The 23,952-nt window shown below is 70.3% G+C and carries 20 protein-coding genes and 3 tRNA genes; 14 read left to right on the forward strand and 9 right to left on the reverse strand.

Going from position 1 to position 23,952, the window contains the following annotated elements; genetic code table 11:
* Positions 1-115 precede the first annotated feature (115 nt).
* Positions 116-1,537 (forward strand): NADP-dependent phosphogluconate dehydrogenase, encoded by a 1,422-nt coding sequence (gene gnd / locus Pka01_RS22635; protein WP_203884849.1) that lies wholly within the window; start codon positions 116-118, stop codon positions 1,535-1,537.
* Positions 1,538-1,659: 122 nt separating this feature from the next.
* Here the strand turns inward: gnd and Pka01_RS22640 are convergent, their stop codons facing one another.
* Positions 1,660-3,249 carry an MDR family MFS transporter gene (locus Pka01_RS22640; protein ID WP_203884850.1) on the reverse strand — a complete coding sequence of 530 codons (1,590 nt, stop codon included), beginning with the start codon at positions 3,247-3,249 and terminating at the stop codon, positions 1,660-1,662.
* 102 nt (positions 3,250-3,351) lie between these two features.
* On the opposite strand from Pka01_RS22640, the gene Pka01_RS22645 reads away from it, so the two are divergent.
* Positions 3,352-3,912, forward strand: a complete 561-nt coding sequence (locus tag Pka01_RS22645) for a TetR/AcrR family transcriptional regulator (protein WP_203884851.1) — start codon at positions 3,352-3,354, stop codon at positions 3,910-3,912.
* A gap of 26 nt (positions 3,913-3,938) precedes the next feature.
* Entirely contained in the window at positions 3,939-4,340 is a 402-nt protein-coding gene (locus Pka01_RS22650) for a nitroreductase family deazaflavin-dependent oxidoreductase (protein WP_203884852.1), read from the forward strand.
* 78 nt (positions 4,341-4,418) lie between these two features.
* Here the strand turns inward: Pka01_RS22650 and Pka01_RS22655 are convergent, their stop codons facing one another.
* Complete coding sequence (locus tag Pka01_RS22655) at positions 4,419-5,582, reverse strand: sensor histidine kinase (protein WP_203884853.1); 1,164 nt, start codon at positions 5,580-5,582, stop codon at positions 4,419-4,421.
* 136 nt (positions 5,583-5,718) lie between these two features.
* On the opposite strand from Pka01_RS22655, the gene Pka01_RS22660 reads away from it, so the two are divergent.
* Positions 5,719-8,208 (forward strand): DEAD/DEAH box helicase, encoded by a 2,490-nt coding sequence (locus Pka01_RS22660; protein ID WP_203884854.1) that lies wholly within the window; start codon positions 5,719-5,721, stop codon positions 8,206-8,208.
* A 27-nt stretch (positions 8,209-8,235) separates the two neighbouring features.
* Here the strand turns inward: Pka01_RS22660 and Pka01_RS22665 are convergent, their stop codons facing one another.
* From Pka01_RS22665 to dusB, 3 genes are all read right to left on the reverse strand, one after another.
* Positions 8,236-9,201: a TAXI family TRAP transporter solute-binding subunit gene (locus Pka01_RS22665; RefSeq protein WP_203884855.1), complete on the reverse strand. Its 966-nt coding sequence runs from the start codon at positions 9,199-9,201 to the stop codon at positions 8,236-8,238.
* Entirely contained in the window at positions 9,198-11,222 is a 2,025-nt protein-coding gene (locus Pka01_RS22670; protein ID WP_203884856.1) for a TRAP transporter permease, read from the reverse strand. The genes Pka01_RS22665 and Pka01_RS22670 overlap by 4 nt, the downstream gene beginning before the upstream one ends.
* A gap of 107 nt (positions 11,223-11,329) precedes the next feature.
* Positions 11,330-12,442, reverse strand: coding sequence for a tRNA dihydrouridine synthase DusB (gene dusB / locus Pka01_RS22675; protein WP_239115210.1), 1,113 nt, complete (start codon positions 12,440-12,442; stop codon positions 11,330-11,332).
* Positions 12,443-12,545: 103 nt separating this feature from the next.
* Here dusB and Pka01_RS22680 point away from each other — a divergent pair, with 103 nt between their 5' ends.
* From Pka01_RS22680 to Pka01_RS22705, 6 genes are all read left to right on the forward strand, one after another.
* Positions 12,546-13,208, forward strand: a complete 663-nt coding sequence (locus Pka01_RS22680; protein ID WP_203884858.1) for an ACT domain-containing protein — start codon at positions 12,546-12,548, stop codon at positions 13,206-13,208.
* Positions 13,209-13,263: 55 nt separating this feature from the next.
* A tRNA-Gly gene (locus Pka01_RS22685) sits at positions 13,264-13,335 on the forward strand.
* 36 nt (positions 13,336-13,371) lie between these two features.
* A tRNA-Cys gene (locus Pka01_RS22690) sits at positions 13,372-13,442 on the forward strand.
* Between the two features lie 29 nt (positions 13,443-13,471).
* Positions 13,472-13,546: transfer RNA gene (locus tag Pka01_RS22695), tRNA-Val, on the forward strand.
* 141 nt (positions 13,547-13,687) lie between these two features.
* Positions 13,688-13,894 (forward strand): DUF5302 domain-containing protein, encoded by a 207-nt coding sequence (locus tag Pka01_RS22700; RefSeq protein WP_203884859.1) that lies wholly within the window; start codon positions 13,688-13,690, stop codon positions 13,892-13,894.
* 123 nt (positions 13,895-14,017) lie between these two features.
* A complete protein-coding gene (locus Pka01_RS22705) occupies positions 14,018-14,710 on the forward strand; it encodes a hypothetical protein (RefSeq protein ID WP_203884860.1) in 693 nt (230 codons plus the stop codon).
* 9 nt (positions 14,711-14,719) lie between these two features.
* On the opposite strand, the gene pgeF is transcribed toward Pka01_RS22705, so the two are convergent.
* Positions 14,720-15,406, reverse strand: coding sequence for a peptidoglycan editing factor PgeF (pgeF, locus tag Pka01_RS22710; protein ID WP_203884968.1), 687 nt, complete (start codon positions 15,404-15,406; stop codon positions 14,720-14,722).
* Between the two features lie 152 nt (positions 15,407-15,558).
* Here pgeF and Pka01_RS22715 point away from each other — a divergent pair, with 152 nt between their 5' ends.
* Positions 15,559-16,602, forward strand: a complete 1,044-nt coding sequence (locus tag Pka01_RS22715) for a zinc-dependent alcohol dehydrogenase family protein (RefSeq protein WP_203884861.1) — start codon at positions 15,559-15,561, stop codon at positions 16,600-16,602.
* Here the strand turns inward: Pka01_RS22715 and glgA are convergent.
* Positions 16,574-17,770 (reverse strand): glycogen synthase, encoded by a 1,197-nt coding sequence (gene glgA / locus Pka01_RS22720; RefSeq protein ID WP_203884862.1) that lies wholly within the window; start codon positions 17,768-17,770, stop codon positions 16,574-16,576. The two genes, Pka01_RS22715 and glgA, sit on opposite strands and share 29 nt — an antisense overlap.
* Positions 17,771-17,868: 98 nt before the next feature.
* Here glgA and glgC point away from each other — a divergent pair, with 98 nt between their 5' ends.
* On the forward strand, positions 17,869-19,095 hold the full coding sequence (glgC, locus tag Pka01_RS22725) for a glucose-1-phosphate adenylyltransferase (RefSeq protein ID WP_203884863.1): 1,227 nt from the start codon (positions 17,869-17,871) through the stop codon (positions 19,093-19,095).
* Between the two features lie 27 nt (positions 19,096-19,122).
* On the opposite strand, the gene Pka01_RS22730 is transcribed toward glgC, so the two are convergent.
* Positions 19,123-19,713, reverse strand: coding sequence for an Rv1733c family protein (locus Pka01_RS22730; RefSeq protein WP_203884864.1), 591 nt, complete (start codon positions 19,711-19,713; stop codon positions 19,123-19,125).
* Between the two features lie 439 nt (positions 19,714-20,152).
* On the opposite strand from Pka01_RS22730, the gene Pka01_RS22735 reads away from it, so the two are divergent.
* Positions 20,153-21,178, forward strand: coding sequence for a DUF5685 family protein (locus tag Pka01_RS22735; protein ID WP_203884865.1), 1,026 nt, complete (start codon positions 20,153-20,155; stop codon positions 21,176-21,178).
* Positions 21,148-22,800, forward strand: coding sequence for a hypothetical protein (locus Pka01_RS22740; RefSeq protein ID WP_203884866.1), 1,653 nt, complete (start codon positions 21,148-21,150; stop codon positions 22,798-22,800). The genes Pka01_RS22735 and Pka01_RS22740 overlap by 31 nt, the downstream gene beginning before the upstream one ends.
* Here the strand turns inward: Pka01_RS22740 and Pka01_RS22745 are convergent.
* Positions 22,795-23,859: a mechanosensitive ion channel family protein gene (locus tag Pka01_RS22745; RefSeq protein ID WP_203884867.1), complete on the reverse strand. Its 1,065-nt coding sequence runs from the start codon at positions 23,857-23,859 to the stop codon at positions 22,795-22,797. The two genes, Pka01_RS22740 and Pka01_RS22745, sit on opposite strands and share 6 nt — an antisense overlap.
* Positions 23,860-23,952: the final 93 nt, after the last annotated feature.

The raw sequence follows: 23,952 nt of genomic DNA on the forward strand, positions 1-23,952 counted from the left end.
TCTCTATAGAAAACCCGTCGGATTAGCCGGGTTTTGTCACTATAAGCGAGAGCGGCGATTGCCCGGCCTCCCCCGGTCGCCCCCGGACACCCTCGAACGGTATATGACTGGTGTCATGGACAAGGCAGACATCGGAGTGACCGGGCTGGCCGTCATGGGCCGCAACCTGGCCAGGAACTTCGCCCACCACGGATATGTGGTCGCGGTGCACAACCGCACCGAGGAGCGCACGAACCAGTTCATGGAGGACCACGCGGCAGAGGGCTCGTTCCTGCCCGCGGGCTCGGTCAAGGATTTCGTCGCGTCGCTGAACCGCCCGCGGAAAGCCATCATCATGGTGAAGGCCGGCGGCCCCACCGACGCGGTGATCGAGGAACTGGCCGCCTACATGGAGCCGGGCGACATGATCATCGACGGCGGCAACGCGAACTACGCGGACACCCGCCGCAGGGAGGCGGCGCTGAAGGAGCGCGGCCTGCTGTTCGTCGGCACCGGGATCTCCGGCGGCGAGGAGGGCGCGCTCAACGGGCCGAGCATCATGCCCGGCGGGGACGCCGAGGCCTACAAGACGCTCGGGCCGCTACTCGAGGACATCTCCGCGAAGGTCGACGGGACGCCGTGCTGCGTGCACGTCGGTCCCGACGGCGCCGGGCACTTCGTGAAGATGGTGCACAACGGCATCGAGTACGCCGACATGCAGCTCATCGCCGAGTCCTACGACCTGCTGCGGCAGGCGCTGGGACTGTCCCCCGCGGAGCTCGCCGACGTCTTCCGCGAGTGGAACGGGGGCGAGCTCGAGTCGTACCTCATCGAGATCACCGCCGAGGTGCTCGGCCACGTCGACGCCGAGACGGGCAAGCCGTTCGTCGACGTCGTGGTCGACCAGGCCGAACAGAAGGGCACCGGCCGCTGGACCGTGCAGAGCGCCCTCGACCTCGGCGTCCCGGTGACCGGCATCGCCGAGGCGGTGTTCTCCCGCGCCCTGTCCGGCCACCCCGAGCAGCGCGCGGCCGCACGCGCCCTGGCGGGCCCGAACGGGACGGCCGCGCACGCGGACCTCGTCGAGGACGTGCGCCGCGCGCTCTACGCCTCCAAGATCGTCGCCTACGCCCAGGGCTTCGACCAGATGGTGGCGGCCAGCGAGGAGTACGGCTGGGACATCGACCTCGGGGCCATGGCAACGATCTGGCGCGGCGGCTGCATCATCCGGGCGCGCTTCCTCGACCGGATCCGCGAGGCCTACGACGCCGACCGCCGGCTGCCGACCCTGCTGGTCGACCCGACCTTCGCCGAGGCGCTCACCGCGGCCCAGGACTCCTGGCGGCGCGTGGTGGCGACGGCGGCGACGATCGGCGTCCCGACGCCGGGCTTCTCCTCCGCGCTCGCCTACTACGACGCCCTGCGCAGGGACCGCCTGCCCGCGGCGCTCGTCCAGGGCCTGCGGGACTTCTTCGGCGCCCACACCTACCGCCGCGTGGACCGCGACGGCTCGTTCCACACCGACTGGTCCGCCGACCGCTCGGAAAGCCCCGCCTGATCGGCCCCGGCGCCGACTCCGACTCCGACCCCGGCGCAGAAAGACCGTACGGCCTGTGCCCCAGCTGGGGCACAGGCCGTACGGCTTTCTCAGGAACGTCTACTCGGTCTGCTCGGGGAGGGTCACTCGAAGGCGACGGCCGGAACCGGCTCGCGGTCCTCGCTCGCCGAGGTCGGGCCACCCCTGAGCGGGATCTCCTTGATGAAGAGGGCGAGGACCGGAACCAGCACCGCGAACAGCACCGCCCAGCCGAAGACCGAGCTGATCGAGCCGGCGAGCGACTCCAGGAACCCGCCCTTGATCTGCGGAGGCAACTGGTCGAGCGCGGCGGAGTTCATCTGCCCGCCACTCGCGGTGACCGCCGCCGCGGCCTGCGGGCCGATCTTCTCGGTCAGGCTCGCCGTCAGGTGGTTGTTGAAGATCGCACCGAACAGCGAGATGCCGAACGAACCACCGATGGAGCGGAAGAACGTCGAGGCGCTGCTCGCCACGCCCAGGTCACGCTGCTCGACGCTGTTCTGCGCGATCAGCATGCTGGTCTGCATCAGGAAGCCCATGCCGAGGCCCAGGACCGCGATGAACACGCCGGTCTGGAAGGTGCTGGTGTTGACGTCCTGCAGCGACAGCAGCCACATGCCGACCGCCATGATGGCGCCGCCGATCACCGGGTAGATCTTGTACTTGCCGGTCTTGGTGATCGCCCGGCCGACGAAGAGGGACACGACCATCATCGCGCCCATCATCGGCAGCAGGAGCAGGCCGGAGTTGGTCGCCGAGGCGCCCTGGACGGTCTGCTGGAACAGCGGCATGAAGCTGATCGCGCCGAACATGGCGAACCCGAGCAGGAAGCCGATCAGTGAGGTCAGCGAGAAGTTGCGGTTGCGGAACACGTGCAGCGGCATGATCGGCTCGGCCGCGCGCTTCTCGATCGGCAGGAAGACGGCGAGCGAGACGACCGCGAGGACCGCCAGCAGGATGATCTGCCAGGAACCCCAGGCGTATCCGTGTGCCTGGCCGCCCCAGGAGGTGATCAGCACGAGCGCGGTGATGCCGACGGTGAGGACGCCCGCGCCCAGCCAGTCGATCCGATGCTCGGTGCGCTTCTTGGGCAGGTGCAGCTTGGCGATCAACCACAGCAGGGCGACGCCGCCCAGCGGCAGGTTGACGTAGAACGCCCAGCGCCAGTTCAGGTGGTCGGTGATGAAACCGCCGACGAGCGGACCCGCGATCATGGCCAGCGACATCATCGCGGCCATGATGCCCTGGTACTGGCCCCGCTCGCGCGGAGGCACCAGGTCACCGATGATCGCCATCACGTTGACCATGAGGCCGCCCGCGCCGAGGCCCTGAAGGGCGCGGAACGCGATCAGCTCGGTCATGCCGTCGCCGGTGCCGCCGAACATCGCCGAACCGGCCATTCCACACAGGGCGGACCCGATGAGGAACAGGACGATGGAGCCGAGGAAGATGTTCTTACGGCCGTAGAGGTCGCCGAGCTTGCCCCAGATGGGGGTCGACACGGTGGTGCCCAGCACGTAGGCCGTGGTCACCCAGGTGAAATATTCCAGGCCGTTCAGCTCGGCCACGATCCTCGGCATCGCCGTGCCGACGATCATGTTGTCGAGCATCGCCAGCATGATCGCCAGCACCAGGCCCGGGAGCACGATCATTACTTCTCTGGACCGCGCCGGCGCGGCCGCGGTTTCCGTCATCAGTGGAGCCCCCCTTGTGGCTTACTTGCCGCCCGGCAAGTTATGGATCTACGGTATTCTCCTTACTTGCCGGCCGTCAAGTTAATAAGGGATAATCGGACAATGGGTGCACAAACGAACACACGGACCCGCATCCAGGAAGTCGCCATCAAGCTCTTCACCGAACAGGGCTACGAGGCCACCTCCTTGCGGGAGATCGCCGAAGCCCTCGGGGTGACCAAGGCCGCGCTGTACTACCACTTCAAGACCAAAGAGGACATCGTCGCCAGCCTCACCGAGGACCGGGCGCAGGCCATCGAGGATCTGGTCGCCTGGGCGAAGGAGCAGCCGCGCACTCCGGAGACCCGGCGGGAGATCATCAGGCGGTACTCCGAGGACATGACCCGCGGCCGCCACCACGAGGTCATGCGGTTCATGGAGCGCAATCAGACCGCGCTGCGCGGGCACGGCAAGGTCGAGGAGATGCGCGAGCGCATGACCGGCCTCATCGACATGCTCTGCGAGCCCGGAGACAGCCCCGCCGTACGGCTCAGGCGGTCGATGGCCGTCTTCGCGATGCACGCGGTCTGGTTCGTCCTCATCGACCAGAACGTGACCGACGAGGAGCGAATGCAGGCCGCCCTCGACGTCGCCCTGGAATTGGTCGACGCCCCCGCGGGTTGACGCGGAAGAGAGGCGAGGTGAGCAAGATGCTTTATGGCAAAGAACATGTGAAGCGGTACGTCGAGACCGATGGCGAAGAGGGTCACGACTGGCGGGGCACCACGGTCGCGATCCTGACGACCACCGGCCGCAAGACGGGCACCAGGCACAGCACCCCCCTGATCTACCAGCCCTACGGCGACGCCTATCTGCTCGTCGCCTCACAGGGCGGCGCACCGGATCACCCGCTCTGGTACAAGAACCTCGTGGCCGATCCCGAGGTCGAGCTTCAGGTCAAGGGCGACCGGTTCAAGGCGAGGGCCCGCACCGCCACGCCGGAGGAGCGGCCCGACATGTGGCGGACGATGACCGCCACCTGGCCCGACTACGACGTCTACACGACGAAGACCTCTCGCGAGATCCCCGTCGTCGTGATCGAACGCATCTGACGGCGGGACCGCTACCAGGGCGGCGCGCCGTCGTCGTCGAGGAACGCCCCCTGGGCCCGCTGCGCGAGCTCGGGGCGCTCAGCGGCCGCTGACCGCGGGAGGCCGGGGCGACGCGTCCGGCGGGTGGCAGGGGACGCGTGCGGTGAGCGCGAAGCCGCCCTCCGGCGTCGGCCCCGACATGATCCAGCCGCCGACCAGGTTGACCCGTTCCTTGAGGCCGACCAGGCCGTAGCCGGATCTCACGGGGTGCTCCGCCGGGGAGGGATCGTGTCCTTCGCCGCCGGGGCCGTTCACCACCGACACGTTCACGACGTCTCCGCACGCCTCGCAGTCGACCTGGACCCGGGCCCCGGGCGCGTGCTTGCGTACGTTGTTCAGTCCCTCCTGCACCACCCGGAAACACGCGTGCTCCGCCTGCCTGTTCAGCAGACCAGGGGGGACGTCGAGATGCAGGGCGACGCGCAGACCGGTCACGTTGCCCTCCGCCACCAGCGGCGGGATGGCCTCCAGGCCCGCGGCGGAGGCCGGCATGTCCGCGCGGCGCAGCACCGTGAGCAGCTCCCGCAGCTCCGCCAGGGCGCGGACGCCCTTGTCCTCGACGTTCTTGGCCAGTTTGCGGATCTCCCCGAGGTCGTCGTTGTCCTGGATGATGCCCGCGTTGAGGACCATGACGGTGACGGCGTGGGTCACCGTGTCGTGCAGTTCCCCCGCGATGCGCCGGCGCTCCCGTGACGCGGCGTGCTCCTCACGCAGCCACATCGACTCGCGCAGGTCGTCGACCATCGCGCGGTAGGCCCGCTCCCAGTTCCCGATCATCGCGGGCAGGTAGACGAACGCCACGGCGTGGAAGGCGCTCAGGAAGGCCATCCGGGGGCTCTCCGGCGCGAGATAATCGGCCAGCAGGTAGACGGCGGCCAGGCCCCCGGCGGTCGCCCGCCACGCGCGGACCGTTTTCGCGGCCGCCATCGAGTAGGCGGCGGCGGCGAGCGCCACGCCCTGTCCGGTGAAGGCCGCGCACACCACCGAGGCGGCGAGCGACGGCCACGCGGTGCGCCGCCGTACGAGCAGGGTGAGAGCGGCCACCACGGTGGCGGGGACCGACAGCCAGAGGGACACGGGGAACCACGCGTGCGGCCGCAGCAGCATGTGCGGGATCGTGTAGGCGAGCACGGCGGTCGCGAGCAACACGTCGACGATCTCGTCGCGACGCCGCGAGACGAACCCGGCCCGCTTCTCCCCCATAGGCCTAGTTTGTGGGTTTGACCTGCGGCGTTCTCACAGCGCCACGCCCTTTGGCGCACCTTGGCCGGGTGTTGTCGTCTGTGTGCTGGTCGAACCAGCGGCATCGCTTCGGCAGGATAGAGAGGTGAGCGAGAACATGACCCTTCTTCGGCATCTCCCGGACGACTCAGAACCGGACTCCCTGTTCGACGCGTTCGTCGCGTGGAACGCCGAGCGGGGGCTCACGCTCTATCCGGCGCAGGAGGAGGCGCTGATCGAGGTCTTCTCCGGCAACAACGTGATCCTGTCCACGCCGACAGGTTCGGGGAAGAGCCTCGTCGCGGCCGGGGCGCACTTCGGGGCGCTCGCCAGGGACGAGGTCAGCTTCTACACCGCGCCGATCAAGGCCCTGGTGTCGGAGAAGTTCTTCGACCTCTGCGCGCTCTTCGGCACGGAGAACGTCGGCATGATGACCGGCGACGCGTCGGTCAACGCGGACGCGCCGATCATCTGCTGCACCGCGGAGATCCTCGCCCAGATCGCCCTGCGGGACGGCGCGGACGCCGACGTCGGCACCGTGATCATGGACGAGTTCCACTTCTACGCCGAGGCCGACCGCGGCTGGGCCTGGCAGGTGCCGCTGCTCGAACTGCCCCAGGCCCGGTTCCTGCTCATGTCGGCGACTCTCGGCGACGTCGAACGCTTCGAGAAGGACCTCACCCGCAGGACCGGCCGCGAGACGGCGGTGGTGAAGAACGCCGAGCGGCCCGTCCCGCTGATCTACTCCTACCGGCTGACGCCGCTGCACGAGACCCTCGAGGAACTGCTGTCCACCCAGCAGGCCCCGGTCTACGTCGTCCACTTCACCCAGGCCGCCGCGATGGAACGCGCGCAGGCGCTGATGAGCATCAACATGGCGACCAAGGCCGAGAAGGAGGCGATCGCCGCCCTCATCGGCAACTTCCGCTTCACCACCCGGTTCGGCCGGGCCCTGTCCCGGCTCGTACGGCACGGCATCGGCGTGCACCACGCCGGGATGTTGCCGAAGTACCGCCGGCTCGTCGAACGGCTCGCCCAGGCGGGGCTGCTGAAGGTCATCTGCGGCACGGACACGCTCGGTGTCGGCGTCAACGTGCCCATCAGGACGGTGTTGTTCACGGCGCTGTCGAAGTACGACGGCAACCGGGTGCGCCGGCTGCGGGCCCGTGAGTTCCACCAGATCGCCGGGCGGGCCGGCCGGGCCGGCTTCGACACGGTGGGGTACGTCGTCTGCCAGGCCCCCGACCACGTCATCGAGAACGAGCGGGCACTCGCCAAGATCGGCGACGACCCGAAGCGGCGGCGCGGCTACGCCCGCAAGAAGCCGCCGGAGGGGTTCGTCGGGTGGAACGAGGAGACGTTCGAGAAGCTACAGACGGCCGAGCCCGAGCCGCTGACGTCCAGGTTCAAGGTCAGCAACGCGATGTTGCTGTCGATCATCAACCGCCCGGGCGACTGCTTCCAGGCGATGAAGCGGCTGCTCACCGACAACCACGAGGACCGTAAGGCCCAGCGGCGGCACATCAGCCACGCCATCGCGATCTACCGGTCACTGCTCGCCGGAGGCATCGTCGAGACGCTCAAGGAGCCCGACGAGCACGGCCGCAGGGCTCGGCTGACCGTGGACCTCCAGGAGGACTTCGCGCTCAACCAGGCCCTGTCCACCTTCGCCCTCGCGACGTTCGAGCTGCTCAACCCCGAGTCCCCCACCTACGCGCTCGACCTCGTCTCGATCATCGAGTCGACGCTCGACGACCCCCGCCAGATCCTGCACGCCCAGCTGAACAAGGCGCGCGGCGAGGCCGTCGCCCAGATGAAGGCCGACGGGATCGAGTACGAGGAGCGGATGGAGCTGCTCGCCGAGGTCACCTACCCCATGCCGCTCGCCGACACGCTGTTCGGCGCGTACGAGACCTACCGCCGCGGGCACCCGTGGGTGGGCGACCACGTGGTCAGCCCCAAGTCGATCGTGCGCGACATGTACGAGCGGGCGATGACCTTCACCGACTACATCCAGTTCTACGAGCTGGCCAGGTCGGAGGGCACGGTCCTGCGTTATCTGGCCGACGCCTACCGCACGTTGTCGCGCACCGTTCCCGAGCACCTCAAGAGCGAGGACCTGAACGACCTCATCGAGTGGCTCGGCGAGCTCGTACGACAGGTCGACTCGAGCCTCATCGACGAGTGGGAGAAGCTGGCCAACCCGTCCGAGGCCCTGGAGGCCCGCGACGAGCTGGAGTCCCGGATCCGGCCGGTCACGGCGAACACGCGGGCCTTCCGGGTGCTGGTCCGCAACGCGATGTTCCGGATGGTCGAGCTGGCCGCCATGGACCGCGAGGAGGAACTCCTCGAGCTGTACCCGGACGTGGACTGGGCGGCGGGCCTCGACGCCTACTACGACGAGCACGAGGAGATCGGCACCGGGCCCGCCGCCCGCGGCCCTGCGCTGCTCCAGATCGAGGAGGAGAAGGAGCTGTGGCGGGTCCGCCAGGTCATCGACGACCCGGCGGGCCACCACGACTGGGGCATCGGGGCCGAGGTCGACCTCGCCGCCTCCGACACGGAGGGCACGGCCGTCCTGCACGTCAGGGGATTGACCCGGATGTGAGCCGCGCGGCTGAGGCCCGCGCGGGCCTCAGCCGTAGTACTTCTTCGCGCCGTCGTGGAGCGGGACCGGGTCGGTCCTCGGCGCGGCGTCGCGGGTGATGTCCTTGGCGGCGGCGTGCACCTTCTCCAGGTCCGCCTTGTGGTCGAACAGCAGCCGGGCGAGGCTCTCCGCCAGGGCCGGGTCCATCTTCTCGTTCACGACAAGAAGGTTCGGGACGACGACGGTCGGCACGTCGGACGGCGTGCCGTACGCCGCCTTGGGGATCGTCCCCGCGGCGTAGACCTCGCCGTGGGCGCTCCGCATCGGTGCCAGCGAGCCGTCGAGCGGCACGAACGACACGTCGTCTCCCATGCCGGTCACCAGGTCGGTGATGCCGGAGGTGGGCAGGCCGCCCGACCACACCAGCGCGTCCAGCGTGCCGTCCTTGAGTCCCTGCACGGTCTCCGGCAGCGACAGGGCCTGACGGGTGACGTCCTTGTCGGGGTCGAGCCCGGCGGCGGCGAGCAACCGCAGCGCGATCACCTCGGTGCCGGAGTTCGGGGAGCCGGTGGAGACCCGCTTGCCCCTCAGGTCGGCGACCGACTTCACGCCGGCGTCCGTCCTGGCGAGCACGTGGGTGTAGTTGTCGTAGAGGCGGGCGATCGCCCGGATCGGCTGCGGAGCGGTGAAGGAGCCCTTCCCTGCGACCGCGTCCGCGGCCGTGTCCGCGAGCGTGAACGCGATGTCGGACTGCCCCTTGACCACGCGCTGGATGTTCTCGACCGAGGCGCCCGTCGCCTCCGCCGTCGCCTGGTGGCCGGGGATGTGCCTGCCGATCTGCTCGGCCAGCCCGCCGCCGAGCACGTAGTAGACGCCGGTCGTGTTGCCGGTGGCGATCGACAGCCGCGTGCCGCCCCCGCTCCGCGAGCCTGACCGGTCGCCGCCGCAGCCGGCCAGCAGCGCGACCGCCGCGGCCACCGCGACGAGGGACCTGATGCCTTTCGTGGATTTCACGCGGACGCCTCCCTGTTTCTCCGGACGTTTCTCAGGACCAGATGGACGACGAGCGCCAGGACCATGGCGCCGAGCCCGACGAGCACGGGCGTTCGGGACAGAACGAGGAGCAGCACGGCGGCGGCCGCGCAGAGCGACCGCTCGACGGGGCCCGCCGGCCCCAGCATCCAGCCGCCGGTGGCGACCGCCAGCGCCGCGACCGCGAGCGCGGAGACGGCCGCCGCGAGGAGGACCTCCCCTGCGGGCCCCTGGGCGAGCAGCGCGGAGCCCGACGGGGCCAGCACGAACGCGAACGGCACGAGGAACGCCGGGAGGGTGTACTTCCAGGTCGCCAGCATCGTCCGGGTGGCGTTACCCCCGGTGATCGCGGACGCGGCGAACGCCGACAACGCCGTCGGCGGGCTGACCTCGGAGAGCACGGCGTAATAGAAGATGAACATGTAGGCTTCCGGCCGTTCGACGCCCAGGTCGAACAGCGCCGGCGCGATGATTACGGCCGCGATCACGAACGACGCGGTGACCGGCACGGCCAGCCCCAGCAGCAGCACGGCGAGCGCGCACGCGACGGCCGTGATCGCGAGCACCCCGCCGGACAGGCCGACGATCACGGAACTGGCCTTCAGCCCGAGGCCGGTGAGCGTGACGACGGCGACGATGGTCCCGGCGGCGGCGCAGGTGACCGCCACGGGCAGGACGCCCCTGGTCCCCTCCGCGAGGGCACGCGCGGCCCGGCGCGGCGTGAGCCGGCGCTCCCGGTCCAGGAACGACAGCAGGAACGCGAGGACCGTGGCGTAGACGACCGCGCGGAACGGCGACTGCCCCAGGGCCATCAGCGCGACGATCACGAACAGCGAGCTGAAGTGGTACCCGAAGCGCCTGACCAGGTCCCACGCGCGGGGGCCGTCCGCCCCCGCGCTCGTGGTGCCGTACCTGCGCGAATCCATCTCGATGGCGAGGAAGATGCCGAGGTAGTACAGGAGCGTGGGGATCGTCGCGTAGACGAGCACGGTCAGATAGCTGACCCGCAGGTATTCGGCGATGATGAACGCCGCCGCCCCGAGCGTGGGGGGCGAAAGGATCGCGCCGATGCCCGCCGCCGCGAGCACTCCCCCGGCCTGCTCACGCGGGTAGCCCGCCCGTTTGAGTATCGGCCAGGCGACGCTGCCCACACTGACGGTCGTCGCCACCCCGGACCCGCTCACCGTGCCGAGCAGGAACCCGGCGAGCGTGACCGTGCGGCCGGGAGCCGCACGCGAGCGGCGGAAGGCCGCGAAGGAGACGTCGACGAAGAACTTCCCCGCGCCGGAGTGGTCGAGCACGGCACCGTAGATCGTGAACAGGATGATGTAGGTGGCGGCCACGTCCAGGGGCACGCCGTACACGCCCTCCGTGCCCATCACGAACGAGGCGACGATCCGCTCGAGGTCGTAGCCCCGGTGCCCGATCACCCAGTCGATCGGCAGGTAGCCGCCGTAGTAGGCGTACGCCAGGAACCCGAGGCAGACCGCGGGCAGGATCCAGCCCACCGTCCGGCGGCAGGCCTCCAGCACCAGCAGCGTCAGCAGGGTCCCCGCGATCACGTCGCCCGCCGTCGGGGCGAAGGCGCGGCGGATGAAGTCGTCGAAGACGACGAGCGGGTACGCGCACACCGCCAGCGACAGCGCCGCGAGCGCCCAGTCGAGGGGCGAGAGGGTGTCGCGCCCGCTCCGCCTCGGCTTGTAGCAGACGAAGGTCAGCGGCAGGACCACCGCCAGGAAGACCATCCGGTACGGCAGGACGGGCCCCGGCCGGAACGTCCAGTACAACGCGTAGAGCGACAGCCCCAGGGCGACGATCGTCACGGCCGCGGCCGTGCGTCCCCGCAGGCGCCTGGCCGGCCGTTCTGCGTCGAGTTCGGCGATCAGGCTCTCGGCCGAGGCCTGCGCCCGTCCCGTCTCCGGTGGCGTCTCCCGCGACGTCTCCTGCGGCGCCTCCGGCCCGCGCCCCGTCCCTGCGCCTGTCTCGTGCCCGGTCCCCGTCAAGCGTCTCGTCCCTCGCGTGAGGCATGCCGCCGACTCTTGACCGCACGTTACGCCGGACGCTGACTCCCGCGAGTCATGATCTGATCACAGTCTCATCACGTGACCGCTCAGCCACCGGACGTGGCGTCCTCCGCGCCGACGCCGGGGACGGTCATGTCGTCGGGGTCGTCCAGCCAGCCGTGGGGCAGCAGGACCTTCTCCCGCTCACCGCTCTTGCCGCGCGGGCCGTCGACCAGGTCCGGCCACGGCTGGTCCGGGTCCAGTTCCCCGACCCTGGCCTCGAACTCGGCCAGTGTGGCGACGGAGGTGAGCGCGCGGCGGCTGTCCGCGCCGATCGCGAAGCCCTTCAGGTACCACCCCACGTGCTTGCGGAAGTCGACCAGCCCGTGCCGCTCACTGCCGAGCACCTCGCACAGCAACTCGACATGGCGGAACATCATGGCGCCGACCTCCCCCAGGGAGGGCCGGGCACGTTCGGGCGACCCCTGGAAGGCCCGGTCGAGATCGCGGAACAGCCAGGGACGGCCCAGGCAGCCGCGCCCGACGACCACCCCGTCGCATCCGGTCTCCGCGACCATGCGCAGCGCGTCGTCGGCGTTCCAGATGTCGCCGTTGCCGAGGACGGGCACCTCGGGCACCGCCTCCTTGAGCCGCCTGATCGCGTCCCAGTCGGCGAACCCCCCGTAGTGCTGCTTCGCCGTGCGGGCGTGGAGGGCGACGGCGGCCACGCCCTCCTCCACGGCGATCCTGCCCGCCTCCAGGTAGGTGATGTGGTCGTCGTCGATGCCCTTGCGCATCTTCATCGTCACGGGCAGGGATCCGGCGTTCTCGACCGCCGCCCTGATGATCGCCCGCAGCAGGTTCCGCTTGTACGGCAGGGCCGCACCGCCTCCGCGCCTGGTCACCTTGGGCACCGGGCAGCCGAAGTTCAGGTCGATGTGGTCGGCCAGGCCCTCCTGCGCGATCATCCGGGCGGCCCCGCCGATGACCGCCGGGTCGACCCCGTAGAGCTGGATGCTGCGCGGCGACTCCTCGTCGCCGAAGCGGATCATCTCGAAGGTGGTCGGGATCCGCTCCACGAGGGCACGCGAGGTGATCATCTCGGAGACGAAGACGCCGCCGCCCTGCTCCCGGCAAAGCCTGCGGAAACCTCTGTTGGTGATGCCCGCCATTGGCGCGAGCACGACGGGTGGCCACACATCGAACGTCCCGATTTTCACTTCTTCATTTTCGCCCGGCCGGAGGCGTGAGCCGTACAAGATCGTGGACGTGGGACTTTTGCCCCGGTTACGCTGGGCTGACCACGGTCGGGGGAGGTCACCCATGCTGTTGCGGCTGAGAATCGGCCTGCCGGACCGTCCTGGATCGCTCGGCCAGGTCACCCGGGCGCTGGGCACGGTCGGCGCCGACATCACACAGGTCGTCGTGCTGGACCGGGGGGACGGCCAGGCTCTCGACGACTTCACCGTCTACTGGCCGGACGCCGTCCCGCGGGAACACCTCATGCGGGCGCTGGAGAGCGTCGAGGGTGTGCGGGTCGACGGCGTCTGGACGACGCGGGAGGCTCCGGGGACCTATCCGGAGCTGGAGATCCTCAAGTTCCTCACGATGGCGGGCGACCGCGCGCTCGCCACCCTGATCGACTCGATGCCGGTGCTCTTCAGCGCCGACTGGGCCGCCGCGGCCACGGAGCGGAGCCCGCGCTCGATCGTCTACTCGAGCTGGCGGGCGCCGTCGGACATCGCCTTCCCTGCCGGGATCCCGGCCCGTCCGGCCGCCGCGACACTCCCGGATGGGGTCCACGTCATCACGGCGCCGCTGCCGCCGCTGGCGCTGTCCCTGGTGCTGGCGCGGACGGAGGGGCCGGCGTTCCATCGCACCGAGGTGCACCGGCTCACCCGGATCCTGGAGATCTTCCTGATGTTGCCCGCGATCGAACGCGGCGCCGAGCGGGCATCGCGGAGAACGTCGGCCGAGCAACTATGAGTACGCACCGGCGTCGAAAACCCGATACAGTTACCTCGTCGCCGTAAGGCGTCACGCGGAAGTGGCTCAGTGGTAGAGCATCACCTTGCCAAGGTGAGGGTCGCGGGTTCGAATCCCGTCTTCCGCTCCGAGAGGTCTTTAGATCATTGCGGGGGCCTCGCTCGGTGGAGTGGCCGAGAGGCGAGGCAGCGGCCTGCAAAGCCGCGTACACGGGTTCAAATCCCGTCTCCACCTCTGATTGTGATCGAATGATTGTGATCGAAGGGCGATTAGCTCAGCGGGAGAGCGCTTCCCTGACACGGAAGAGGTCACTGGTTCAATCCCAGTATCGCCCACCACACCTTCGCCGGTGCTTCTGACAGGCTCCTGACAGAGCGCCCATGCCTGACGTCCGACGGCGGACGGGTGGCGATAGAGTGATCTCACACCGCCGGGTTCACCTGTTCCGCGCGGTGGTCCCATCCCAGCAGGAGGTCCTCATGGCTGCCACCGAACCGGAATCCGGAGCCGAGCCCGAAGCTTCTGAGGACGATATGAAGCGGAAGTTCCGGGAGGCCCTGGAGCGCAAGCGACAGGCGCAGGACGAGCACAACACGGGCGGTCAGGGCAAGGGCTCAGCGAAGATCCACGGAGCGCAGGGTCCCGCCGCGAGCCGGCGGTCCTTCCGCCGCAAGAGCGGCGGCTGATCTCCTTCTCCCACGGGGCGTCCAGCCCTCCACCGATGCCACCTCGGGCGGGGTCCTTCTCAACGGCCCCGCCTGAGCGCACACTGGAAGGGACATGGTGGGCGATTCTGGTGGGAGTAGCTCATGCACGGTCAGATGCCCCAAGCAATGCCGTTGCTGTCCCGCGGCAAGCATCGCAACCCGAGCAAGGGCGCGTGTTTCATGGAACTCGCGTCGTACCTGGCGGGCGAGCGGTGGAGCGACCACCCGTCGTGCACTCATCCGCTGCTCGCGGGGCTCGCTCGGCTGGTCAACGACCACACCTCGGACGCCGCCCGGCCACGCCTCGCCGAACTCATCCCGGCGGTCATCGGGCTGACCGGCGACGATCTGCGGATCGACGCCCGGATCGCGCTGCGCGCCGCGACCACGGCGCTGCCGGTCGTCGCGCACGAGCGGCAACTGGCCATGGCGGTCTCGATCCTGTCGGCCGAGCACGTCCTCGCCGAACTGGACGGCCGGGCCACCGGGAACCTCAGCGACGCCAGCCGTGAGGTGCTGGAGCAGGTTCCCGACGCCATGCGGTGGGCGTTCGCCTTCAGGCGCGGAGTCCGTATCTCGGCCAAGGGTTTCCGTCGCTACGCCGCCCCGAACACCGTTCAGCTGGCCGTCAGGGGAATCGCCCAGGCCTGCGTCCAGGACCCGAACCCGCTGCTGCGGGGCCTGCTGGCCCAGGCGATCGACGACTGCAGAGCAATCGTCGGCGCGCCCGCGCAGACAGAGGCGGCGTTCGAGGCGGGCCGCTGGGAAGAGGCCTGCCGCCTCACCGCCCGCTGAGCGGCGCGCTCAGGCGCCGATCCACACGTATCCGGCGAACCGGCCCGTCTGCTGTTCCCGCCGGTAGGAGTACAGGTCGGTCGTCTCGATCGTGCAGCGGTCGTCATGCCGGACGTCGGCGACTCCGGCCCGCGCGAGCTGCGCGGCGATCCCGGCCCTGATGTCCAGCGCCGGGGTGTCCCAACCGGTGGTCGACCAGGTCTCCGGGACCCGGCCGGCGACCCGCTCCCGCAGGTCTGCGGGCACCTCGTAACACCGGCCGCAGGCGCAGGGCCCGATGGCGGCCGTCATCCTGGCGGGGTCGCCGCCCCGCCCGGCCATGGCCTCGACCAGGGCGGTGACCACCCCGGCCTCGGTTCCCGGCCGCCCCGAGTGCGCCGCCCCCACCAGGCCCGCGACGGGATCGGCCACGAGCACGGGCGCGCAGTCGGCCACGAGCACGGCCAGCGCGAGCCCGGGGCGGTCGGTCAGGACACCGTCGAGTGCGGGCGGTTCCGCGCCGAACGGCTCGTCCACGTAGGCCACGTCGGCGCTGTGCACCTGGCGCATGAAAACGACCTGGTCCACGCCGAACTCGGCCGCGGTCTTGGCCCGGTTCTCCGCCACCGCCGCCGGGGCGTCGCCCACCGCCCCGCCGAGGTTGCGCGACCCGTACGGCTGCGTGCTCACGCCGCCGTGCCGGTCGGTGAAGGCCATGCGGACCCGTTCGATCGCAATCACCGGACCAGCGTACTCAGCGCGGGACGGCCCGGCCGCGGCGCCGTGACGATCAGGCGCGTACGGCAGGGCATGATTTGTCGGGCGCGACCTGGCGGACAGGACGCGGCGGAGCGGAACGAGGAGGACCGGTGCGCGCGGTGGTGTACGAGGGATTCGGCGAGGATCCCGAGGTGCGGGAGGTGCCCGAGCCCGTCGCGTCCCCTGAGGGCGCGGTCATCAGGGTCGAGGCGACCGGGCTGTGCCGCAGCGACTGGCACGGATGGATGGGCCACGACGACGACATCAGGGCGTTCCCCCACGTGCCGGGCCATGAGCTGTCCGGAGTCGTGGAGTCGGTCGGCTCGGCGGTGACGGGCGTGCGGCCGGGCGACCGGGTGCTCGCGCCGTTCATCGGCGCGTGCGGCCGATGCCCGCAGTGCGCCGCGGGCGACCAGCAGGTCTGCGAGCGGCAGACCCAGCCCGGTTTCACCCATTGGGGGTCTTTCGCGGAGAAGGTCGCGATCGACTACGCCGACGTCAATCTCGTCCGCCTGCCCGGCGACATGGCGTTCGCCACCGCGGCGAGTCTCGGGTGCAGGTTCGCCACGGCCTTCCGCGCGGTGGCCGCCCAGGGCAGGACGCGGCCCGGCGAGTGGGTGGCCGTGCACGGGTGCGGCGGCGTCGGCCTTTCGGCCGTGATGATCGCGGCGGCGATGGGCGCCCGGGTCGTTGCCGTCGACGTCTCCCCCGCCGCGCTCGAGCTGGCGGGGAGGTTCGGCGCGGCCGCGTGCGTACAAGTCGAAGCGGGCGAGGACACCGCGGCCCGGGTGCGCGAGGTCACGGGCGGGGGCGCGCACGTATCCCTCGACGCCCTGGGCAGCCCGGCGACGTGCGCGGCGTCGATCGAGAGCCTGCGCCGCCGCGGCCGCCACGTCCAGGTGGGCCTGCTCCCGGGCGGAGCGGCGCTGCCGATGGGCCGGGTCGTCGCGCACGAACTGGAGATCCTGGGCAGCCACGGCATGGCCGCCCACGCCTACCCCCCGATGCTGGAAATGATCACCGCGGGGGTGCTCCGCCCGGATCTGCTGGTGACGCGGACGATCGGGCTCGGCGAGGTGCCCGCCGCGCTGAAGGCGCTCTCCGGGGCCGCAGGCGCCGCCGGGATCACGATGATCGACCCCCGGCTGCCGTGACGCTCGTGTAGAGATCGAGCGTGCGCTCGGCGATCCTCCCCCAGGAGAAGTGGTCGACGGCCCGCCGCCGCCCTGCCTTGCCCATCGCCGCCGCCAGTTCCCGGTCGCCGAGAAGCTCGTTGACCCGCTCGGCGATCGCCGCGGCGAAGGCGTCCGGATCGTGCGGCTCGCCGTCGGCGCCCTGGTCGATCGGCACGAGCAGACCGGTGGAGCCGTCGGCGACCACTTCGGGGATGCCGCCGGTGGCCGTCGCCACGACGGCGGTCTCGCACGCCATGGCCTCGAGGTTGACGATGCCCATCGGCTCGTAGACGGAGGGGCACACGAATACCGTCGCGTGCGTGAGGATCTGGATCACCTCGGGCCTGGGCAGCATCTCGCGGATCCAGACGACCCCGTCGCGGGCCGCGGACAGCTCCCGGACCAGCCCGCCGACCTCGTCGGCGATCTCCGGAGTGTCGGGCGCCCCCGCGCACAGGACCAGCTGGGCGGCCGGGTCGAACGACCGGGCCGCGTGCAGCAGGTGCACCAGGCCCTTCTGCCGGGTGATGCGCCCCACGAACACGACGTAGGGGCGGTCCGGGTCGACGCCGTGCCGCGTGAGCGCGTCCGTGCCGGGGTCCGGGGCGTACTGGTCGGTGTCGATGCCGTTGTGGATCACGGTCACCCGGTCGGCCTGGATCTCGGGATAGGCCGTCAGCACGTCGCGCCGCATGCCCTCGGACACCGCGACGACCGCGTCCGCACTCGCGAGGGCGGTGCGCTCCGCCCACGACGAGAGCGTGTAGCCGCCCCCGAGCTGCTCGGCCTTCCACGGTCGCAGGGGCTCCAGGCTGTGGGTGGTGACCACGTGAGGCGTGCCGTACAACATCTTGGCGACGTGCCCGGCAAAGTTGGCGTACCAGGTGTGGCTGTGCACGAGGGTGGCGCCCTCGCAGCCGGCGGCCATCTCCAGGTCGACGCCGAGCACCTGGAGCGCGGCGTTCGCGGTCTCCAGGCCGCCGGGCACCCGGTAGGCGCTGACGCCGGGCTCCTCGCGGGGAGCGCCGAAGCACCGCACCCGCACGTCGGCCAGTCTCCGCAGTTCCCGCGCCAGATATTCGACGTGGACTCCGGCCCCGCCGTAGACGTCGGGCGGGTACTCGCGGCTGAGCAGATCGACACGCATAGCAGGAGCTTAGGCCGTGCCGGATTGATCACACCTCTTCGTGCCCTGTCGTACGACACGGGTGTTTGTCAGAGCTTTGGGGGGTTAAGGTCCTCCCTATGAAGGTCCTCGCGATCGTGCTCGCAGGTGGCGAAGGTAAGCGGCTGATGCCCCTGACCGCGGACAGGGCCAAGCCCGCCGTTCCGTTCGGGGGGATCTACCGGCTCATCGACTTCGTGTTGTCGAACCTGGCCAACGCCCACTACCTGCAGATCGTGGTGCTCACGCAGTACAAGAACCACAGCCTCGACCGGCACATCTCCCGCACCTGGCGGTTGTCGTCGATGCTGGGCAACTACGTCACGCCCGTCCCCGCCCAGCAGCGGCTCGGCCCGCACTGGTTCTCCGGGTCGGCCGACGCGCTGTTCCAGAACCTCAACCTGATCTACGACGAACTCCCCGACCACGTGATCGTGTTCGGCGCCGACCACATCTACCGGATGGACCCGCGGCAGATGGTCGACCAGCACATCGACTCGGGGGCCGACGTCACCGTCGCGGCGATCCGCCAGCCCCTCGACCTGGCCGACCAGTTCGGCGTCATCGAGACCGACCCGGCGGGACGCCGGATCGTGGCCTTCAGGGAGAAGCCGAAGGACGCGGTGGGCCTGGCCGACGCGCCCGACCAGATCTTCGCCTCGATGGGCAACTACGTCTTCAAGACCCAGGCCCTGATCGAGGCACTGCGCGAGGACGCCCTCGACCCGAGCAGCCGGCACGACCTCGGCGGCAACATCATCCCGATGTTCGTCAAGGGCGGCGGGGCCGAGGTGTACGACTTCGCCCACAACGTCGTCCCCGGCTCGACCGACAGGGACCGGGGGTACTGGCGCGACGTGGGGACCCTGGACGCCTACTACGAGGCCAACATGGACCTCATCTCGGTGCACCCGGTGTTCAACCTCTACAACGACCGCTGGCCCATTTACACCGGCAACGATCCGCTGCCTCCCGCCAAGTTCGTGCACAACGAGGGTGACCGGATCGGTCACGCGCTGGAGTCGATCGTCTCGCCCGGTGTGATCGTGTCGGGCGGCACGGCGCTGCGCTCCATCCTGTCGCCCGGCGTGGTCCTGCACTCCCACTCGCAGGTGGAGGACTCGGTTCTGATGGGGTGTGTGAAGGTCGGCAGGGGCGCGGTGGTGCGCCGGGCGATCATCGACAAGAACGTGGTCATCCCGGACGGCGCCAGGATCGGCTTCGACCTCGACTACGACCGCAAGCGCTTCGCCGTCACCCGCAGCGGCGTCGTGGTGATCGGGAAGAACGAGATCATCGAGCGCTGATCCGCGAGCGCCTGACGGCGACGCCGCTCAGCGGCCGTTGATCCGCCAGGTCGGTTCGACCACCGTCCATTGCGCCTCCCAGGCGCGCCGGGCACGCCGCTGGTTCACCGAGCGGGTCACGACGACCACCATCGCCAGGAACGCCGCGGTGGTCAGCGGGACGCCGGTCCCCACCGTCAGGGCGGAGACGATCGTGGTCTCCCTGTCCTGGGGCCGCTGCGTGATGGCGCCGGTGCCGTCGGTCCAGATCTGCACCACGTCGCCCGCGGACTTGGTGGGGCTGACGTCGACCACACCGGTGCGCGGGGTGCCGTCGGGCGCCTTCCAGGTCGCCTGGGCGTGGCCCACGGCGGCTCCCGCGGCCGACAGGCGCGGCGCGATCACGTTCTCGGTCAGGGTGGCGTTCACCAGGTGCCGGGCGCGAGCCTGATCGGCCTCGGCCTTCAGGCCGGCGCCGTACTCCCGGACGCCCAGGGCCACACCGGCCACGATGGCGATCATGGCGCCCAGCACGGCGACAAGCCGGACCAGCGCTTCGACCCGGTCACACCGGCGCCGAAGCGGATTCCTGTCTAGTCCGAGCCATCTGACGAACCTGGCGAATGGATTCTGTGACATCACACACCTCACAGGGTCATTACCACTGCGAGTCCCGTTTATGCCTATTTTGCCGCCCAAGAGAATCGGTGGGAACTCCCCTCCCCGAATAGCTCGCCTCCACCGGCCATTTCGTGCCCCGACGCGCCCATCCGCCTCCGGGCGTTCGCGCTCCGCACGGGGCGAGACGAGCCCCGGAGACTCGATCCACGTGGGCCATGCGCCGAGAGTTATCACCTTTATCCCTAAGTGACGGAATTTGCGGAATATGAGCATCGACGCGCAATCGGAGAGGCGTCCCGGGAAAGCCCTTCGGGTGCCGGCCTGGGACGGATCCGAACCCCCGGTAATGCATGCCTCGCGAATGCTCGAAGTCCGGGGCAGCGCTCTCTACCGAAAGCCATCGCCCGGTGTCACAATGCCAACGAAACGGGGATGATCAGGACGGGGAGTACCGGATATGTTCGGGATCGTTCGACCATGCGTAGATCACTCCTGCGGCTCCGTGCTCACGGCCTGGCGGGCCCATCTGTGCGGGCTGTGCCTCACGCTGCGTGACCACCACGGCCAGTTCGCCCGGATGGCGACCAACTACGACGGGCTCATCCTGTCCGTCCTGACCGAGGCGCAGGACTCCCGGCCGGCGGAACAGCGCACCGCCGGACCCTGTCCCCTGCGCGGCTTCCGGACCACAGACGTGGTCTCCTCGGCGGAGCGGGGCGCCCGGCTGGCCGCCGTCGTGTCGCTCGCCCTGGCCGCCGGGAAGATCCGCGACCACGCGGCCGACGGGGACGGCATGGCGGGACGCCGCGTCTCCGGCGCCCCGTTACGCCATGTCGCCGCCTCCTGGTCCGTCGCGGCCGCGCGGGACGCCGAGTCGCTCGGGTTCGACATGACCGTGCTGACCGAGGCCGTCGACCGGCAGGTGGCGCTGGAGGCCGCGGCGGCGCCGTCCCTGCTCCAGGTCACCGAACCCACGGAGACGGCCGTGGCGGCCGCTTTCGCCCACACCGCCGCGCTGGCGGGCGAGCCCCGCAACGCCGAGAGCCTCCGCGAGGCCGGGCGCCTGTTCGGCCGGATCGCGCACATCATCGACGCCGTCGAGGACCTCGACGAGGACCGGGCCCGCGGGAGCTACAACCCCCTCGTGGCGACCGGCACGTCGGTCGCCGAGGCCGGGCGGCTGTGCGAGGACGCGCTGACCGGGCTCGGCCTTGCCGTACAGGATCTGGAACTGCGCGACCGGCACCTCGTCGAGGCCCTGCTCGTCGGCGAGACCCGGCATGCCGTACGCCGCGCGTTCGCCGAGCGCGTCCACCCGACGGATCCGAGGAGGAAGATCGCCGCGGGCATCGTCACGTTCCTGACCTGCGGGCTCTACCGGCCGCCGTGGAGCAGGTACCGCCAGGGGGGCGAGAAGGGCCGCTGCTACCTGAGCAACTTCGGCTGCGGGGCATGCTGGGACGGCACTTGCGACTGCTCGTGAACGGATCGGGATGGATTTCCGGACTCATCCGCCTGGCGGGCCGGTATGGCCCAGGCGAGGGGAGATCGCTCCCTTTCCGGGACCTGAACGCGGCTGAGCGGAGGGTCTGGGAGGCCTACCCCACCGGGACCCCCGTCGATCTCCGCGACGGGAAGAACGACGATCCCGCCGAAGGGCACACCTGGGCCCGCGGGCGCGCGGTCCGCGCGGAGGTGCTCGCCGCCCTGCTGCTCGGCATCAGCGAGAACCAGCCCGGGCGGGTGCCGGGCATCCGGCTCGCGGGGGCGCACATCGTCGGCGACCTGAACCTCTCCGACGCCGTCGTCACCTCCCGGCTGCACCTTCTGGGCTGCCACATCCCGGGCATCGTCTCCCTCAACGACGCGCGGACCCGGGGCGTGCGCCTGCGCCGGTGCCACATCGGCCGGTTCCGGGCCGGACGGGCCACGATCGACGGCCTGCTCGACCTCGACGGATCGACGATCGAGAACGGCGTACGCCTCGACAACTGCCACGTCACCGGCCAGTTCCGCATGTCCCGCGCCGTGGTCGGATCTCCGTCCGTCCCGTCCAGGGGCGGCGGGACCGAGGACCTTCCCGGCTGGAGCCAGCCGTACAACGCGGGCAGGGATTCCGAGCCGGTCACGCAGGTGGCGGTCGCGGTCTGGGCGGGCGGCCTGACCGTGGACGGCGGCGCGTTCCTGCGCGGCCTGCGGACCACCGGCGGGCTGCGGTTCATCGGCGCGCACTTCAACAGCGGCCTCTACCTGGAGGGCGCGGTCCTGTCCGGCACCGACGGGCACGCCGTGTTCGCCGACCACCTGCAGGCCACGGCGGCGGAGTTCAGCCAGGGCTTCACCGCCACGGGGGCGATCCGGCTGCGCGGCGCCCGGATCTCCGGGGTGCTGTCCTTCGACAAGGCGGCTCTCAAGGCGCAGGGCCGGGTCCTGCACCTGAGCCATATGCAGGTCGACGAGCTGATCCTCCTGCCGGACTCCGTCGAAGGGGGGATCAACCTCGGCTACTCCCGCATCGGCGTGCTGTTCGACCGGCCGGACTGCTACCCCGAGAACGTGCACCTCAACGGGACCACCTACGAGTCGCTGCGCGGGCCCGCCGTACTCGCCGACCGGCTGTCCTGGCTGAACCGCGACCCCGACGGCTACCGGCCCCAGCCGTACGAGCAGCTATCGGCCTACTACCGCAGGATCGGGCACGAGTCGGAGTCCCGGCGGGTTCTGCTGGCCAAGCAGCGGGCGCGGCGGCGGACGCTCAAACTCCCCGGACGCGTGTGGGGACGGCTGCTGGACATCGTCGTGGGGTACGGCTACCGCCCCTGGCTGGCGGGATTGTGGGTCGGCCTGCTCCTCGCCGCCGGGACCTCGGTCTTCTCCCACTGGAGACCCCACCAGATCGGGCTCGACGAGTCGCGCAGTTTCAACGCGTTCACCTACACGATCGACCTGCTCGCGCCCGTCAGCGTGTTCGAGCAGCGCGGCGCGTGGGAGCCGGTCGGCTGGACCCAGTGGCTGGCCAACGGCCTGATCGTGGCGGGGTGGATCCTGGCCACGGCGCTCATCGCGGGCGGCACCCGGGTGCTGCGCCCCTCGAACACGTCATGACCTCTCCTCGACCGGCTCGATCCGCACCCGCGGGATCGCCTCCGGGTACTTCTCCCTGACGAACGTCACCAGGTGCTCGCGGACGTCGCACCGCAGATCCCAGGCACTGGCCGAGTCGGCGGCGCTCATCAGCGCGCGCAGCTCGACCAGCCCCTCCGGCGTGACGTCGGTGACCTGGAGGGTCCAGTCCTTCTGGTCCCAGAGCGGGTTGTCGCGCAACGCCCGGTAGAGCTCGGTGCGCAGCTCCTCGACCGGCACCGACCAGTCCACCCGCAGGTAGACGCTGCCCAGGATCCGGCTCTCGTGGCGGGTCCAGTTCTCGAACGGGTTGCTGGTGAAGTAGGACACCGGGAGGATCAGCCGCCGTTCGTCCCACAGCCGCAGGGACACGTAGGTGAGCGTCAGCTCCTCGATCCTGCCCCACTCGTTCTCGACCACCACCACGTCGTCGAGGCGGATCGCGTCGCTGAAGGCGAGCTGCAGTCCGGCCATCATGTTGCCGAGGATGGACTGCGCGGCGATGCCGGCCACCACGCCCGCGATGCCGGCCGAGGCCAGCAGCCCGGCGCCGAGGGCCCGCACCTCGGGGAAGGTGAACAACATCGCGCCCAGCGCGACGACGACGACGACCGCGGCGGAGATCCGCCGGACCAGGGTGATCTGCGTGCGGATCCGCCGCGCCCGCCGGTTGCGGTCGCCCTGGACGTGCACGAGGCGGTCGAGGACCACGTCCGTCACCGCGTACGCCGCCTGGATCACCAGCCAGGTCACACAGGTGATGAGCAGGAGCGTGAACGCGTGCCGGAGGAGGCCGTCCGCCCGGGGGGCGATCATCTCCGGCGTGTACACGGCGTTGGCGGCGGCGACGACCGCGGAGGCGAATCCTGGCCAGGTGCAGCGCCTGACCACCGGGCCGGCGAGCGACCAGCGATCGCCCACGAGCCGGGACTTCAGCACGCGCCTGACGAGCTCGACGGCGATGATCGCGACGACGACGGCACCGGCGAGAGTGCCCCAGTTCCACGCGGCCGACAGGACGGCGCCCCCACTCGTCGTCATCGTCGCCCTTTGCCCTTCCACGGTGAGGAGGAAACACACACCAGTGGACGAATACTGCCAGACGGGTTTACCTGGCTGAACGCCCGGATTCCG

Origin of the sequence: Planotetraspora kaengkrachanensis (assembly GCF_016862895.1) — a bacterium.
Lineage (GTDB): Bacteria > Actinomycetota > Actinomycetes > Streptosporangiales > Streptosporangiaceae > Planotetraspora > Planotetraspora kaengkrachanensis.